At 68.1% G+C, this 14,246-nt stretch carries 7 protein-coding genes and 2 pseudogenes; 7 read left to right on the top strand and 2 right to left on the bottom strand.

The window, feature by feature from the left end; all coding sequences use genetic code 11:
- Positions 1-74: 74 nt before the first annotated feature.
- The 7 genes and pseudogenes from FBY35_RS14980 (at position 75) to FBY35_RS14950 (ending at position 6,657) form a co-directional block, all read left to right on the top strand.
- Entirely contained in the window at positions 75-1,415 is a 1,341-nt protein-coding gene (locus FBY35_RS14980) for a tetratricopeptide repeat protein (protein ID WP_260848619.1), read from the top strand.
- A gap of 494 nt (positions 1,416-1,909) precedes the next feature.
- Complete coding sequence (locus FBY35_RS37730; RefSeq protein ID WP_313904656.1) at positions 1,910-2,092, top strand: hypothetical protein; 183 nt, start codon at positions 1,910-1,912, stop codon at positions 2,090-2,092.
- A 95-nt stretch (positions 2,093-2,187) separates the two neighbouring features.
- Positions 2,188-2,769 (top strand): annotated as a pseudogene (locus FBY35_RS14970) (cell division protein FtsK); the annotation flags it as partial.
- Between the two features lie 65 nt (positions 2,770-2,834).
- On the top strand, positions 2,835-3,527 hold the full coding sequence (locus tag FBY35_RS14965; protein WP_142214272.1) for a DUF2637 domain-containing protein: 693 nt from the start codon (positions 2,835-2,837) through the stop codon (positions 3,525-3,527).
- A 151-nt stretch (positions 3,528-3,678) separates the two neighbouring features.
- Complete coding sequence (locus tag FBY35_RS14960; RefSeq protein ID WP_142214271.1) at positions 3,679-5,124, top strand: replication initiator; 1,446 nt, start codon at positions 3,679-3,681, stop codon at positions 5,122-5,124.
- Positions 5,124-5,351, top strand: a complete 228-nt coding sequence (locus tag FBY35_RS14955; RefSeq protein ID WP_142214270.1) for a helix-turn-helix domain-containing protein — start codon at positions 5,124-5,126, stop codon at positions 5,349-5,351. Before FBY35_RS14960 ends, FBY35_RS14955 begins: the two co-directional genes overlap by 1 nt.
- Positions 5,351-6,657 (top strand): annotated as a pseudogene (locus FBY35_RS14950) (tyrosine-type recombinase/integrase). The gene FBY35_RS14955 and the pseudogene FBY35_RS14950 overlap by 1 nt, the downstream one beginning before the upstream one ends.
- A 148-nt stretch (positions 6,658-6,805) precedes the next feature.
- Here the strand turns inward: FBY35_RS14950 and FBY35_RS14945 are convergent.
- The gene (locus FBY35_RS14945; RefSeq protein ID WP_142214269.1) at positions 6,806-7,063 is read right to left on the bottom strand and encodes a MafI family immunity protein; all 258 of its coding nucleotides are present in this window, start codon (positions 7,061-7,063) and stop codon (positions 6,806-6,808) included.
- 10 nt (positions 7,064-7,073) lie between these two features.
- Positions 7,074-14,027 (bottom strand): polymorphic toxin-type HINT domain-containing protein, encoded by a 6,954-nt coding sequence (locus FBY35_RS14940; RefSeq protein ID WP_160159270.1) that lies wholly within the window; start codon positions 14,025-14,027, stop codon positions 7,074-7,076.
- Between the last annotated feature and the right edge of the window lie 219 nt (positions 14,028-14,246).

The following is a 14,246-nucleotide window of genomic DNA, read 5'->3' as shown; positions in this document are numbered from 1 at the left end:
CTCAGCGGTACCGTTGCCGTATCACCAGGACTTGAAAGCCTTGAAAGTTCGCAAGGTCACGGGGAGTTGAGGGGATGGCCAAGCGTGAACCGAACGTGGCGCTCGGGCGCCTGCTCACCGAGAGCCGCTGGACTCACCGCCAGTTCGCGCGGGCGGTGAACCGCGTCGGCACTGAGACCGGAATCCCCCTGCGCTACGACGAGTCGGCAGTGAGTCACTGGCTCGGAGGCACCGTCCCTCGCGGTGCGGTGCGCGGATGCATCCTCGAAGCTCTCTCCCGCCGCCTCAGCCGCCCCGTCACCCATGCCGAGGCCGGGCTGCCGGTTCCACGCGATCGCTCCTCCGCGGCTGCGGATACCGTGGAAGGGGTGATCGACCTGGGGAGGCTGGATATGGACCCGTCCCGCCGCAGTGTCCTGGGTGCCGGCCTGTTCTCCGTGGCCGTCACCATTCCCGGCTGGCCTGATGTGGTCGGGCGTGCCGATGCCATTCGGTCCGGCCGCACAGCACGCATCGGCATGAACGAAGTGGACATGGTCGTTGCCATGACCGAGCGTGTCTCGGAGCTGGACGACGAGTTCGGCGGCCGTCACGCACGTCCCATGGCGGCCTCGTTCATGGTCAACACCGTGGCCTCCTACCTGCGCGCCGACGCGCCCGAGGATGTTCGCAAGGCGATGCTGTCAGCGGCCTCGGACCTGCTCTACCTGACCGGTTATATGGCCGTGGACGAAGGGCTGCACGGTCTCGCACAGCGGTACTACGTCATGGCTCTGGAGCTGGCGGGCGCTGCCGAAGACCACCTGACGTACTGCACCACCCTGCGGGGCATGAGCGTCCAGGCAGTCGACCTCCGTCATGGGGCGAAGGCCATGGAGCTGGCCGACGCCGCTGCCGCCGCCTCCCCGAAAGCCGGCCCCCGTATGCTGGCCTTCCTCGCCGGCCAGCAGGCGCACGCCGCCGCGCAGACCGGCGACCGTACGGGTGCGCTGCGCCACATCCGGGAAGCTGAGGCGGCCATGGACCGCGCCGAGTCACGGGGAAAGGCGTTCGGCTCGTACGACCCGTCGTCGCTCAACTACCACGTCAGCCAGGTACGTTACGAACTCGACGACAAGGCCGGAGCCGTCGAGGCCATGCAACAAGCGGACCGGCTTCGCCCCAGCGTGTACCAGCGCACGCGAGTACACCGTCGTGGCCTGTTGGCTGAGCGGCAGATGGAACTCGGCCACCTGGAAGCAGCCTGCGCCACCTGGCACCAGGCCCTCGACGACTACCCCAAGGTGCAGTCCGGCCGCGCCGACGACCGCGTGAAGGCGATGTTCGGCCTCTTGCGCCCTCATCTGAAGAACGCGACGGCGCTCGACCTGTACGACCGGGCACGGACGATCGCACCACCGTCACTGGTCACCTGATCCCCGTCGCACCTTCAAGCTCAGCCACAGAAAGTCAGCCACGACGGCGGGTGCGCCGAGAGATCACCCGCCACGTGTGCTTCCAGCAACCCGCGCCGGCCTCAGCCACGCCTCATTGTTCCGCCACGGCATTTGCCCCCTCCGGCGTGGCCGTTTGGCAGCGGGCTGGGTTGCTCGATCTGCGGCCCACGCGTCGGCGACGATCGCGGCCTTGGCTGCCGCAGCCTGACCTGACGCTGCGCGGCGTTCAGCAGAGTCGGCCTGCGGCGCTGCTGTGGGTGCTGAGTTGCTTCCTTGACCGGTTCGGCTCGCTTGCCTGACGACTGCGCGCCGAGTGGTCGGCGGCCGTCGCCAGGGGGGCGGCAGACAGGAGCGGGCGGCGGGCACCGACCGCCGGCGCGCGGCGGCCTGCGTCCGGCCGGCCCGCCGCCGCGTCCGGGCGTCGAGCCGGTGCGGGTGCAGCGTCGGGTCAGTGCGGGTGCAGCGTCGGGTCAGTGCGGGTGCAGCGTCGGGTCAGTGCGACGGGCACGGCCATGGTCTGCCGGCAGGTCATCTCGCTCGGGCGGACCTACGCGGGACAGACCGTGACCGTGTATGTCGCGGACTCGACGATCACCGTCGAGCTGGACAGGCCCGCGTCATCCAGCGCACCACCGACATCCCGGTCCGCAACGTGAAAGCGAACAAACCCTACGAAGCTTCCGATGTTGTCTAGGCCCACCGTCAAGCATCACCTGGGACCAGAACGCCAGCCATCACCTGGGACTCGACACTGGCGGACGCCTGGCGGTGCACGCGGGTGTCCGTGCTGCCGGACGGCCCCGGCAGGGTGGTGATCCGGGGCGTGCGCTCCGACCCCCTGACCACGCCGACCACGCACCGGCCCACCCGCCGCCCGCCCACGGACCTGACCCGCTGGGAGCCGGGCATCGATGAGTACGCCGCGAAGGTGTGGGTGTCCCTGGCCAACGTGCCCGGGGTGACGGTGGCCGGCGTCCCGGGTGCGGGCAAGACCTCGGGGGTCAACAAGTTCGTCTGCGACTTCGCGCCGTCTCCGTCCGTGCAGATCGCGGGTGCGGACGGCAAGGTGTCGCAGGCCTCGGAGGGCGACTACGCCGACCTGGTCAAGCGGATGTTCGCGTTCTGCGGGGATGACCTCGATGAGGCGAACGCGCTGTTCAAGCGGTTGGTGGAGCTGCGTAAGCGGCGCTCGGCGACCATCCGGGACGTGCTGGGTGTGAAGAACCTGTGGCACGTCGGCCCCTCACCGGAGTGGCCGCTCACGGTCCTGATCATCGATGAGGCGCACGGTTACTTCCGCGAGTACAAGGGCAGCGACCCGACGACGAAACGCCCACACCAGAAGGGAGGTTGAGAACATGGCGGAGACGGTTCACCCGGCGCACCGTGACCGTGGTCATGGCAGTCATCGCGGCCCTGGCCTTCGTCTTCTCCTTCGGCAACGTCTGGGCGCTCGCCCTGCGGCTCGGCGTCCCCCGTCCGATCGCGCCGCTGATCGCCCCCATGGTGGATCTGTCCGTCGTCGGTCTCCTGGTCGCTCTGCGGTTCCTGGCTCTGCGCGGGGTGTCCAAGGCGGAGTTGCGGGCCGGTACGCGGCTGCCGCACCTGTGCGGGGTGCTCACCCTTGCCCTGAACACCGCCGAGCCACTGCTGACCGGGCGCTACGGCCGGGCCTGCCTCGACACCGTCGCCCCGCTCCTGCTCCTCGGCTGGGGCCACGTCGGCCCCGCCTTCCTCGCCCAGTTCCACACCCCCACGGCCCCCACCCCGCATCTGGAGGACGCCACCACTCCCATCTCCGCGCCGGTGCCAGACGAAGCACCCGCACCCGAACCAGCACCCCCGGCCCCCGTCCCGGTCACTGTCGCGTCGCCGACCGAGGAACCGCCGACCGCCCCGGCTCCCGTCGCCATCACCCCGACGGCCCGACCCGCCTCCGGCCCGGCCCTGCCCGCTGCCTTGCTGGACGCGGCCCGGCGCATCGCGGACACCCACCGTGCCGAGCACGGGACCCCGATCACCGCCGCCCACCTGGGCGCGCGCATGGGCATCGCCCTGCCGGTGGCCACCGCCGCACTTGCTCAGCTCTGAGCCCCGGCCCTCACCGGCCGCGTCACCCTCGCTCCACCCCACGCCCACCCGATGGGCCTGGTTCGTCATGCCCCGAGCAGCACCAACACGCCTTCCTGCCTGGCTGGGTGCTGCTCGGGGCCACCCACCCGACAGAAGGGACACGCCCCGAATGGTCACCCTGGACCTGCGCCACGTGGCAAGCCCCGCCGTGCGGGACCTGCTCCACCTCGTCAACCACCCCAACTTCGACCGCGCGCAACAGCAGATCGAACGCCTCGGCGGCTGCAGCGAGCCCGTGCGCCTGACCGGCCACACCACCACCGTCGATTCCGCGACGGGTGAGGTGCTGCGCTCCTACACATCCTCCGCCGAACCGACGGGCAGCCTGCTCACCACCTGCGGCAACCGCCGCGCCTCCCGCTGCCCAACCTGCTCCCGCATCTATGCCGCCGACACCTACCACCTCATCCGCGCCGGCCTCTCCGGCGGCAAGACCGTGCCCGACACCGTCCGCACCCACCCCCGGGTCTTCGCCACTCTCACCCCGCCGTCCTTCGGCCCCGTCCACAACCGCCTCACCACCCCCGGCGGCGACATCCGGCCCTGCCGCTGCCGCAAGCTCCACGAACCCACGGACGCCCTGATCGGGACGCCGCTGAACCCGGCGACGTACGACTACGCGGGCGCAGTCCTCTTCAACGCCCACGCCGGAGCCTTGTGGGCCCGCTTCACCATCTACCTGCGCCGCGAGCTCGCCGCCCGACTCGGCCTCACCCAGAAAGCCGCCCGCGCCGTACTGCGGATCTCCTTCGCCAAGGTCGCCGAGTACCAAAAGCGCGGCCTGGTCCACTTCCACGCCGTCATCCGGCTCGACGGCCCCGACGGCAACGCCATGCCTCCGCCACCGTCGGCGACCGTCGCCGTGCTCACGGACGCCATCCGAGCCGCAGCCCTCCGGGTCCGAGTGGCCGTCGCCTCGGACGCGATCGGGGAGCGCGAACTCGCCTGGGGCACACAGCTCGACGTGCGCGAGATCGCCGCCTTCGGCACCGACGCCGAACTCACCGACCAGGCCGTAGCCGCCTACGTGGCGAAGTACGCCACCAAGTCCGCCAACGCCTCCGGCACCCTCGACCACACCCTCCTCTGCCGCCCCTGCCAGGGACGCGGCGCCAACCTCCTGCCCCACGGAACGCCGCTCCCGTGCACCGCCTGCGACGGCACCGGACAGGCCCGCCCGCTGACCCGGCTCCCCGTCGCCCGGCACGTCCGGCAGATGATCCGCACCTGCTGGGAGCTTGGAGAGCTGCCGGAGTTCGCCCACCTCAAGCTCCGGAAGTGGGCCCACATGCTCGGCTTCCGGGGCCACTTCTCCACCAAGTCCCGCAGCTACTCCACCACCCTCGGCGCACTGCGCGACGCCCGCCGCACCTGGCGCACCGAACAGGCCCGCGCCCACGCCGGACTGCCCGAGTCCGACCCGACGACCACGCTCGTCGTCGGTCGCTGGGACTACCTCGGCTCGGGTTACAGCCCCGGCGGCGCACTCCTCGCAGCCCACATCTGGCACCGCAAGGAACTGGAACGGCAGTTCGCGGCCGAAGGGGGCTGTTGATGACCTCGCCCCCGCTCGCTGGCCTCCACGCGGAGGCGGCACCGGCGCTGGATCTGCTCACGGTGCCCCAGGTCATGGCCCGCCTCCAGCTCGGCCGCTCCGCCGTCTACGACCTGCTCCGCACCCGACAGCTCGCCTCGATCACCCTCGGCCGCGCCCGCCGCATCCCCACCCACGCGCTGGCCGACTTCATCCGCACCCGCCTCGAACAGGAAGCCGCCGCCTGATGACCACGCCCCGCGACACCCCCGCCTCCCGTCGCGTCCGCGCCAACGGCGACGGAACCGTCTACCAGCGCAAGGACAGCCGCTGGGAAGCCGCCGGATACGTCCTCGCCCCCGGCAACACCCGCAAGCGCATCCGCGTCTACGGCACGACCCGCAAGGAAGCCCTGGCCAAGCTCACCGAGAAGATCGCCGCCAGCAACCGCGGCCTTCCCGTCCCCTCCGCGCAGGGCAGCCTGGCCGCGTACCTGACGTACTGGCTGGAGAACGTCGCCGTCCACCACCTCCGCGAGAACACTCACACGCGGTACGCCGCCTGCATCGACCGGTACCTGATCCCCGGCCTGGGCAAGAAGAAGCTCACCAAGCTCACCGCCAAGGACGTCCGCACCTGGCTCAATCAGCTCCGCGCCACCTGCCAGTGCTGCTCGCGTGGTATCGATGCCCGGCGTGATGAGCCCCGCTGCTGTGCCAGTGGCCGGTGCTGCCGCAAGCTGCTCTCCCCGCTGACGCTCACCTATATCCACTCGGTGCTCAAGTCTGCCCTGGAGCACGCCGTCCGCGAGGAAGAGATCCCGCGCAACATCGCCCGCAACGTCCGCACCGGCACCCCACGGCCTCGGCGCTTCGAACCCCTCACCGCCGACGAAGCCCGCCAGTTCCTCGCGGCCACGCGCGGACACCGGTTGCACGCGGCGAACTCGCTCTTCACACTGGGCTCCGCAAGGGCGAACTCCTCGGCCTGCGCTGGGGGGACCTCGACCTCAGCGCGGGCACCGCTGCCGTCCGCCGAACCTTGCAGCGCACCAGCAGGGGCGGACTCACCACGCTGCCCACCAAGACGCGGGCCTCCGAACGCCGCATCGCCCTCCCCGCCCGCTGCGTCCAATCGCTGAAGCTCCACCACGAACAGCAGCAGCGTGAGCGCAAGGCCGCAGGCACCGCATGGCAGCACAGCAGGCACGTGTTCACCACCGTGCAGGGCGGATCGATTCGACCCGACCAACCTCACCCGCGCCTTCACCACGCTCCTCCGCAAGGCCGGCCTCCGCCGCATCCGCTTCCACGACCTCCGGCACTCGACCGCCACGCTGCTCCTGGAACAGGGCGTCGAACTCGTCGTGATCAAGGAACTTCTCGGCCACGCCCACATCGGCGTCACCGCCACCGTCTACGCCCACGTCCGACTCCGCCTCCAGCGAGACGCCATCGACGCCCTCGGCACCGCGCTCGATACGGCATAACGAACACCAAGGCCAACCGAACTGACGGCGATGATCCACCTCCGCTCACCGTCCTCGTCCGCTGACGTTGCCGTCAACTACTGCCGTCACCCCACGCAAAAGCCCCGCCAGGATGCACCTGGCGGGGCTTCAGATTTGCGGTTGCTCACTCCGATTCGACCCACATCAGACGATCGCGACGCGGCCCAATCGAAGTGGCGGGAACACACTCAGCTATCCCGTTACCAGCTCACGCATTCGCGCGATCAGATCGTGAGACCCAAGATCTTCCGACATCCGGACAAGCCGCTCGTAATACTCTTCGCTAATCGACAACTCGTCCTCATATATCCATGAGCACATGGTGTCGAAAGCTAGGGCGAACTCTCCGGCCGTCAGAAGGTCGCGCACATCGACTGCGACCGAAGGCGCAGTGATGGGAGATTCCTCTAGCAGTTCTTCGATCTTGGCGGCGTACTCTACAGCTTTCACTGCACCTCCATCAGGGCCGGTACGGGAAACCGGTCACAACTCGGCCCGTTGCAGGTTCATAAATGACCCTGATGTTCACGCCGTCCACTACTCCTTCAACCTTCCACCGCGACGGATCCCCGTTCCTCGTGTACGGGGCTCCAGCTCGGCCTGTCTGCTGCGTCCTAACGCTGCTGGGACTGGTCGCGACATCGGCAATACTGTCGAGGATCTTGTCAGTGTCCCAGCCGCGCGGAAACACGGTCTTCCCAGGCTGTCCCGGCCACTTATGGCCACCACCCGTTCTGTCACCGTGAATGATATGGAACTGCTCTTGCCCGCCAATCAAATCACGGCCGACACCGGGGCAGTTGCTGTTGTGAACGAGTACCGGAGTCTCGCCCGCCAGCACATAGTACGTGTGAAGGTCGTCAACCGTGAGGTTGTAGGTGCGGGCGTGCTTCGTAAAGGCGCGGTTGGCTGTGACGATCACAGTTGTGCCGTCGTCCGTGAGCAGCGTCGTGCCCGGCTGGAGCTCACCGGCTTCGACCCAGTTGTCCTCGGACGGAGACCAGAAGGGGTGCTCGAAAGTCGCCGTGAGTTCTTCGATGCCGTCCTCGGTGGCGATGGACAGCTCGTTGAAGTGCTTGTCGTCCTCAGTGACTATGAGGCGAGTTACCTCACGGGCCCCTGACTCACCGGTATCTGGGTCGGTGGCTTGGACTCTGTCGCCGAGCTCGACTTCCTCAATATTCTTGGTGGTGCCGTCCGCCATGAGGACATCTGTGCCAGCCAGGAAGCACTGGGTACAGTCTCCTCGCTGCCCCTTTACGCCCGGGCTACGCGAATAACCGTTGTCCAGCCCCAAGACAAGGGCGCCAGAAATCGCCTTGCTAAGGTTAAAGCCCCCTGGACAGGATCCACCGTAGACCTCGCGGCAGGCGTAGTTCTTCGTTGACTCCAGCGTGCTCTTAACATAGGGATTGTCCGTCTGTGAAAAGCAGTCGCTAAGGTCGTCGTAGTGACAATTAGAATCGAGCTTCGCCATATAGACCTGGGCGAATTTCGGCGTGTCTTTCCACGATGCCGGTATTTCGGCACCGGGAAGCATCGTGATCTTGCCGTCGTCATCGAGATCGACGCCATGAGATTCGTCACAACCGCCGTTGCATGGACCGCCCGGCGTGGTCTCCGTGTGGTCGACGCCTTCATTCGGGCGACCGTTCCCGTACCCATAGTCGTCGTCCGGCCTCAATGGGCAGCCGTCACCCGACGGTCCACAAGCCAGCTTGAGACCTGTGGGGTCGGAGTACGACACCGGGTTGGCGTTTGAGTACGTGTACCCGTTCATCTGGAGCGGGTCGGCGATGTCGATGATCGGGTCGGCTGAGATGAAGCGGCCGGTCGATGCCTCGTATTCACGCGCGCCGATGTGGGTCAGGCCCGTCAACGGGTCATCGATTCCCGTGCCCAGGAACGTGTGGCGGTCGGGCCAGTTCGACGGTTCGGTGCCGCGGGGGTTGCCGTACGGGTCGTACTTGCGGCGGATGATGGCCTGGCCGGCCGTCTGCTCGATCGCGTTGCTCGCGGTGTTGTGGTGGTCGGCGAGCAGGACCGTGAGCTTATGGCCCGTTGTCTTCCCGCCCGTCGAGCGGACCGTGGTCGGGGCGCCGGGGTGGGTGTAGTAGCGCTGAGCCTCGATCGCCTGGCCGGCGGTGTTGACCGTGATCTCGGCTTCGCCGAGAAACAGGGTGCGGGTGGTTCCGTTGTCCTCGATCAGGCGCTGACCGGCCGCGTCGTACAGGTACTTGACGTTGGCCGTGCCGTTGTTGTCGGTGTCGACCGATGTCAGCTTGTTGCGGCGGTCCCAGTCCAGAGCCTGGGTGTCGCCGCCGAGCACTCGTTGGGTGGTGTTGCCCGAGGAGTCGTACACGTACGTCGACTGCGAGGTGACCGTCGAACCCGGAGTGCGTTCGGTCGAGTCGACCTTCGCGAGCGTGTGGGGCTGCGCAATGGTCGGGGGCTGTGTGCCGTTCCCGGTGACCGTCTTGCCGTAGGTGTAGTCGTGGACGTCGTCCAGCGCCGGGTCGGTCAGGTCATGCACCGTCATCCGGGTGCGGTTGCCGATGGCGTCGAACTCGTACTGCTGCCAGTAACCGTTCCCGTCGAAGCCCGGGTCGACTTCGGCGAGGCTGGGGCCCGCGCCCTGAGCGCTCGACGCCGCAGGGCAGTTCACGGTGCGGCCGGTCCAGGCGTGTACCAGGCGGCCCATCGGGTCGTACGAGAAGCACTGCCGTTCGGTCTGTGCTCCCGACTTGGTGTCGGTGATCGAGGTGACGTTGCCGACCGTGTCGTAGCCGTACGCCAGCGAGGAGATCAGGTTCGGGTTGGCCGTTTCCCGGTGCCTGTACGACTTTTCCACCCGGCCGGTGTTCTCGTCGTACAGGTTCGTCGTCCACACGCGGCGCGGCGCCTCACCGGATGCCGTGCGGAGTACCTCACCAAAAGAGCTGTAGCGGGTGTCGGCGGTGTACCAGGACAAACCCGAGGTCGTGACCGGGGAGCCTTCGCTGTCGTACCGGGTGATCAGCTTCTCGGAGGCGAGCCCTCCCGGGGTCGCGGGGAGCTGTACGCTCTGGGGTTTGCCGGTTGCCGTGTATGTGTTGGTGTATGCGTACGTGCCGGCGAGCCCTGCGGTGACCGACGTGTTCGGGATCGTGATCTTCGAGCCGGTCGGGCGGTACTCGGTGTCGTAACCGGTCACCTCACTCGTGAACGCGGCGCCGTCGTTGTAGCGCGTGGAGGCGACAGGGTGTCCCTTCGCGCCCGGCAGTGAGTCGTATGTCCACTTCGCCACCAGCGGACCCGAAGCCGAGTCGTCGCGCAGTTCGGTCTGGCGGCCCAGGACGTCATACAGCGTGTGCTGCGTACGGCCCACGGCGTCCGTGGACCGGATCTGCTGATCGAGCGAGTTGTAGCCGAAGGACGCCGAACCCATGTCCGGGTCCGTCGACGCCGTCAGACGGCCTCGCGCGTCGTAGGTGTAGGTCCAGTGGTTGTCCGCCGCATCCGTGACCTGAGCAAGCTTGCCGCGCGGGTCGTAGACGTACGAGGTGTCGGTCTTCGTCGTGAGGTCGGTGGCTGTGAAGTGCTGGATCAGCGAGGTGCGGCCCAGCGTGTCCGTCCACGTCTTCACCGCGCGACTGCCTGACAGCGGGGTTGTGCCGTCCGCCGACATACCGGTGCGGGCAAGCGTCCAGTCACCGGCGTACTGGGACGTCGTCGAGTGCTGCGGATCGCCCTCGTACAGGGTCGTCGAGCGAACCGCACGCCCCAGCCCGTCGTACTGGGTCTGCGTGGAGTTCTTGACCTCGGTGAGCGACTCCGGCACGAAGAGCTCGTCCTTGGTCGGTTCACCCTTGGCGTAGTAGCCGTTGCGTGCTTCGACGGCGGCTCCGTTGTCGTCGTAGAGCGTTTCCGCGACGATCCGGCCGCCGCCGAGCGCCTCCGTCTGTGTCTGACGCGGGCGCAGGAGGCCGTCGTAGATCGCGACGGAGTCCTCGTACGTGCCGTTGTCGCGCAGGGTGCGCGTGGTGACGACAGGGGTCTTGCTTGCCTCGATCTGGTACTCGAAGAGCGCTGACGCCTTGTCCGTGCCCTGGGTACGGGAAGGTGACCAGACACCGGTGACGCGGCCGAGGTCGTCGTAACTGCTCGTCACCTTCCGGCCGTTGGGGTCGGTCACGGACAGCACCGTGCCCCGCGCCGGGTCGGTTGCGGACTTCGAGGTGTGGCCGAGGGCGTTGGTGGCCGTGACCTCGAATGCGGGCCCAGTGGTGGGTGTGAAGTCGGTGGTCGTGGCGTTGCCCGCCGCATCGGTGACCTTGGTGGTGCGGCCCAGCGCGTCGTACGTCGTGCGCGCCGATGTGATCCATCCCGAGCCGTCGCCGTCGACCGTGTCGATCTGGTAGGGCAGGCCCTTGACGGGTGCCGTGCCGAAGGCGTCCAGCGCGTCGTACGAGGTGCGGGTGTCGGAGATGACCTGGTCGCCCGTCGCCGTGGCCGCCTGGGCGCAGTCGCCGACGGTCGTACGGACCCGCTGGGGCAGGCCGATGAGGTAGGCGCTCGTGTTGTGGACGTAACTTGTCGTGGTGCACGACTCGTTGCCGGTGACCTGCGCTCCCGACGCGTCGGGCGTGAGTGTGAGCGTGTGGCCCGTCAGGGGCAGGCCGTAGGTGGCGTCGAAGGTGGTGGCCGTGCGGGCCGTGCGCACCCTGCCGCCGCTGATGCTTTGGATCGCGTCCGTGCGGGTTGTGCCCGTCCGGTAAGCATCCAGCGCCGGGAGGCCCTCACGTGCCCGCGACGCAGTCTTCTTGCTGTACGGCCAGGTCAGCTCCCGCGAGGCGACGCTGCCGCCCGCCTTGGTGTACGTAAGGGTCTCGGCAGGCCGGCCCTGGTAGGCGAGCAGGTCCTCGCCCAGGTCCTCGGCGCCCGTGGAGTCCTTGACTGTGATCGTGGGGCGGCCTGCATCCCCCGACATGCCACGGAAGTAGCGCGTACGGGCCTGGGACTGCTCGCTCGCGTCCGGGATCCCGGCCTCGGCGGGTTTGCCCTTCTTCACCACAACGCTGCCGTAGCCGCGCCACTGGTCGTACGTGCGCAGCTCCGGCTTGGAGAACTCGTCGGTGCCCTTGGCCCAGGCGGCACCGCCCTCGTATGTGTACGAGGTGACGACGTCGGGCTGACGGGCCACCCGGTCCTTCTCGACGACGCTGTCGACGACGTACTTGTTGAACCACTCCAGCGGCGGCGTTTCGAGGTCCGGATCGGGCGACCAGTGGACAGGGAAGCACCGGCTGGTGTTCTCCGCCGGAGCGGGGTGAGTGCCTCCAACCGGGCAGGGGTCGGAGTAGTCGACGTATATCTCGCCGCCGGTCTCCGTACGGATGGTCTCGACGCGCAGACGGTCGAAGTCCGGCGTCTGGTCACCCGAACCCGTCGAGACGCGGTTCGGCATGTCGACGATGTTCGGGAGGAACGCCACCTCCGGAAGCGGGGTGCTGAGTTGGTTGCCTGCGCTGTCCGTGTCGGTGCCGAAGCCGGTACGGGTGATCGACTCCAGCCACAGCGGCGGGTGGGTGTCGCTGCGCTGCCTGGGGAACGACTGCTTGAGGTTCCAGCGGTCGACCAGGGAGAGGGAGGTCGTGCCCGGCGTGCGCTGGCCGTACGTGGTGACCTGCGTCAGCCGCATCCGGCTCCAGAAGGTGGGAGCGGAGACGTAGCAGTTGGTGGCGGTCGCCTTGCAGTGCAGCGTGGAGGGGGTGTCCCACCAGGGCTGCTTGTCCTCGTAGTTCTTGGACTCGAATTCGGTGTCCGAGCAGGAGGTGGTGCCTTCCTTGATGCAGCGCTCGTCGACACCGAAAATCACCTTTCCGGCCGGGGTGCCGGTCAGGCTGCCGGCGCGCAGGCCGTAGAGGATCTGGGTCGGGTAGCCGCCGCGGTCGTAGGAGACCTTGGCATTGAACTTCTGGTTCTTCGCGTAGTAGTTGGTCTCCTTGTCCCAGTCGATGATCATCGCGTTGCCGTGGACGTCTTCGACATAGTCGAGGTTCCAGCGCCAGGCCTGGGTGCAGGAGGATGCGGCGTATGTGGTCGCGTGGCAGGGCTCGCCGGTGTGGTTGCCGAAGACCGGGACGGTGAAGGCGGAATCGGTCGCCGTGGACCGGCCGGGGAGGTTGTTCCTTCCGAACCAGTAGCGCGTCCCGTCCCGAGTGGTGACGACCCAGTACTCGCTGTCGTACGCGTCGGTCTGCGCGGCCTTGTTCGTGCCGTCCTTGGCCTTGTACTCGACCCTGGTGCCGTCATCGTTGAGAGGGACCCACTTGCCGGTGGCGTCGTCGTGGACGAGTTCCGTGGACGAACCGCCGAGCGACATCACGAGGTTGTCGCTCGCCCAGCACAGGTCGGCCTTCTTCTTGTCCGTGGCGTTGTCGTTGTTGGGGCTGTTCTTGCGGTCGTCCGAGCAGGAGCGGTAGCGGCGCTCGACGAAGCCGGGGTTGTAGTCCCAGCCGTCACCGATCCAGGAGGCCTGGCCGTTCGCCACCGACGTCTTGCCGTCCACGGCCTGCGACGAGTACGAGAACGAGACCTTCGGCGCGGGGCCGGCCGGAGGTGCGGGGACTGTGAGCGGGTACGACCAGGAGAAGCCGCCGCCGCTGCCGCCCGCGGTCCAGCTGCCGGTCGCCGAGAGGGGGGTCGCTTTGTACGTGCCGCCCGCGCCGGACGCCGAGTCGGAGGCCGCGAGGACGACCGGGCCGCCGCCCGCCTGAACGGTCAGGCCCTGAGTCTGGCTCGCGGCGGGGTCGACGGTTGCGCGGATGGTCTCGGACGAGGGGTCGTTCTCGCTCGGCACGTCGACCGACGTCGTGCACTCCTCCAGCTCCGGCGTGGTCAGGAAGCACTCGGGAAGCTGGGTGAGCTGGAGGCGGGAGGACCACTCGTTGCCGTACAGGTCCTCGAACGCTCCGTAGTCCAGCTCCACATCGACGGGTGTGGACCCGGTGGACGGGGGCGTGACCTTGATGATCGCACCGTCGACGTCCGCCGCCTCGGTACTTGTACGGGGCTCGACGGCGACGTCCCACGTGCCGCTGGGGGCAGGCGGGTTGGGCTCGGCTTCGGTGGGGGATGCCTGGCCGATACGCACCGGGAGCCCGCTGACCTGGACGAGCTGCTCACCCGCGCCGTCGAGGGCCACGGGGGCGGTGCCGCCGGCCGGGGGTGCGACATCGGTCGGCTCGTACTCGGCCGGGGGCTCGACCGGCGCACCCGACCAGCTGCTCAGCTCATCGATCTTCGCCTCGTCGGGATCCACGGGGGTGTCCTGCTGGATCGCGGGCAGGCTGACGCCGTTGCGGGGGTCCCCAGGCGGAATGGCCCACGCCTCGGCCGGAAGCAGAGTCGCCACGAGAAACGCGGAGAGCATGGCTCCGACGGCGCCCGCACGGACACGGGCGCGGCTGTGCCCTGCCCGACCTTTCCGCGCAGACCGTGTACGCCAGATCCCGTTTCCGGGCAGGCGGAAAGAACGCCTCGAATTGGACGAGGACATGAGACCCCCCACTTCCACTGCCGGACGGAACAGCACGACCGCAGGGAATCGACAAATAGCGTGGTGATTGTGCAGGTGGACTGCACGCGAAAT

The sequence above is a fragment of the Streptomyces sp. SLBN-118 genome (genome assembly GCF_006715635.1).
GTDB lineage: Bacteria > Actinomycetota > Actinomycetes > Streptomycetales > Streptomycetaceae > Streptomyces.
The sequence above is the reverse complement of the archived record's forward strand: the minus strand, read 5'-3'. Positions and strand labels throughout refer to the sequence as shown.

Coding starts and splice junctions, on each gene's coding strand:
- FBY35_RS14965 (WP_142214272.1), top strand. CDS start 2,835: ATGGCAGTCATCGCGGCCCTGGCCTTCGTCTTCTCCTTCGGCAACGTC.
- FBY35_RS14940 (WP_160159270.1), bottom strand. CDS start 14,027: ATGCTCTCCGCGTTTCTCGTGGCGACTCTGCTTCCGGCCGAGGCGTGG.
- FBY35_RS14955 (WP_142214270.1), top strand. CDS start 5,124: ATGACCTCGCCCCCGCTCGCTGGCCTCCACGCGGAGGCGGCACCGGCG.
- FBY35_RS14980 (WP_260848619.1), top strand. CDS start 75: ATGGCCAAGCGTGAACCGAACGTGGCGCTCGGGCGCCTGCTCACCGAG.
- FBY35_RS14960 (WP_142214271.1), top strand. CDS start 3,679: ATGGTCACCCTGGACCTGCGCCACGTGGCAAGCCCCGCCGTGCGGGAC.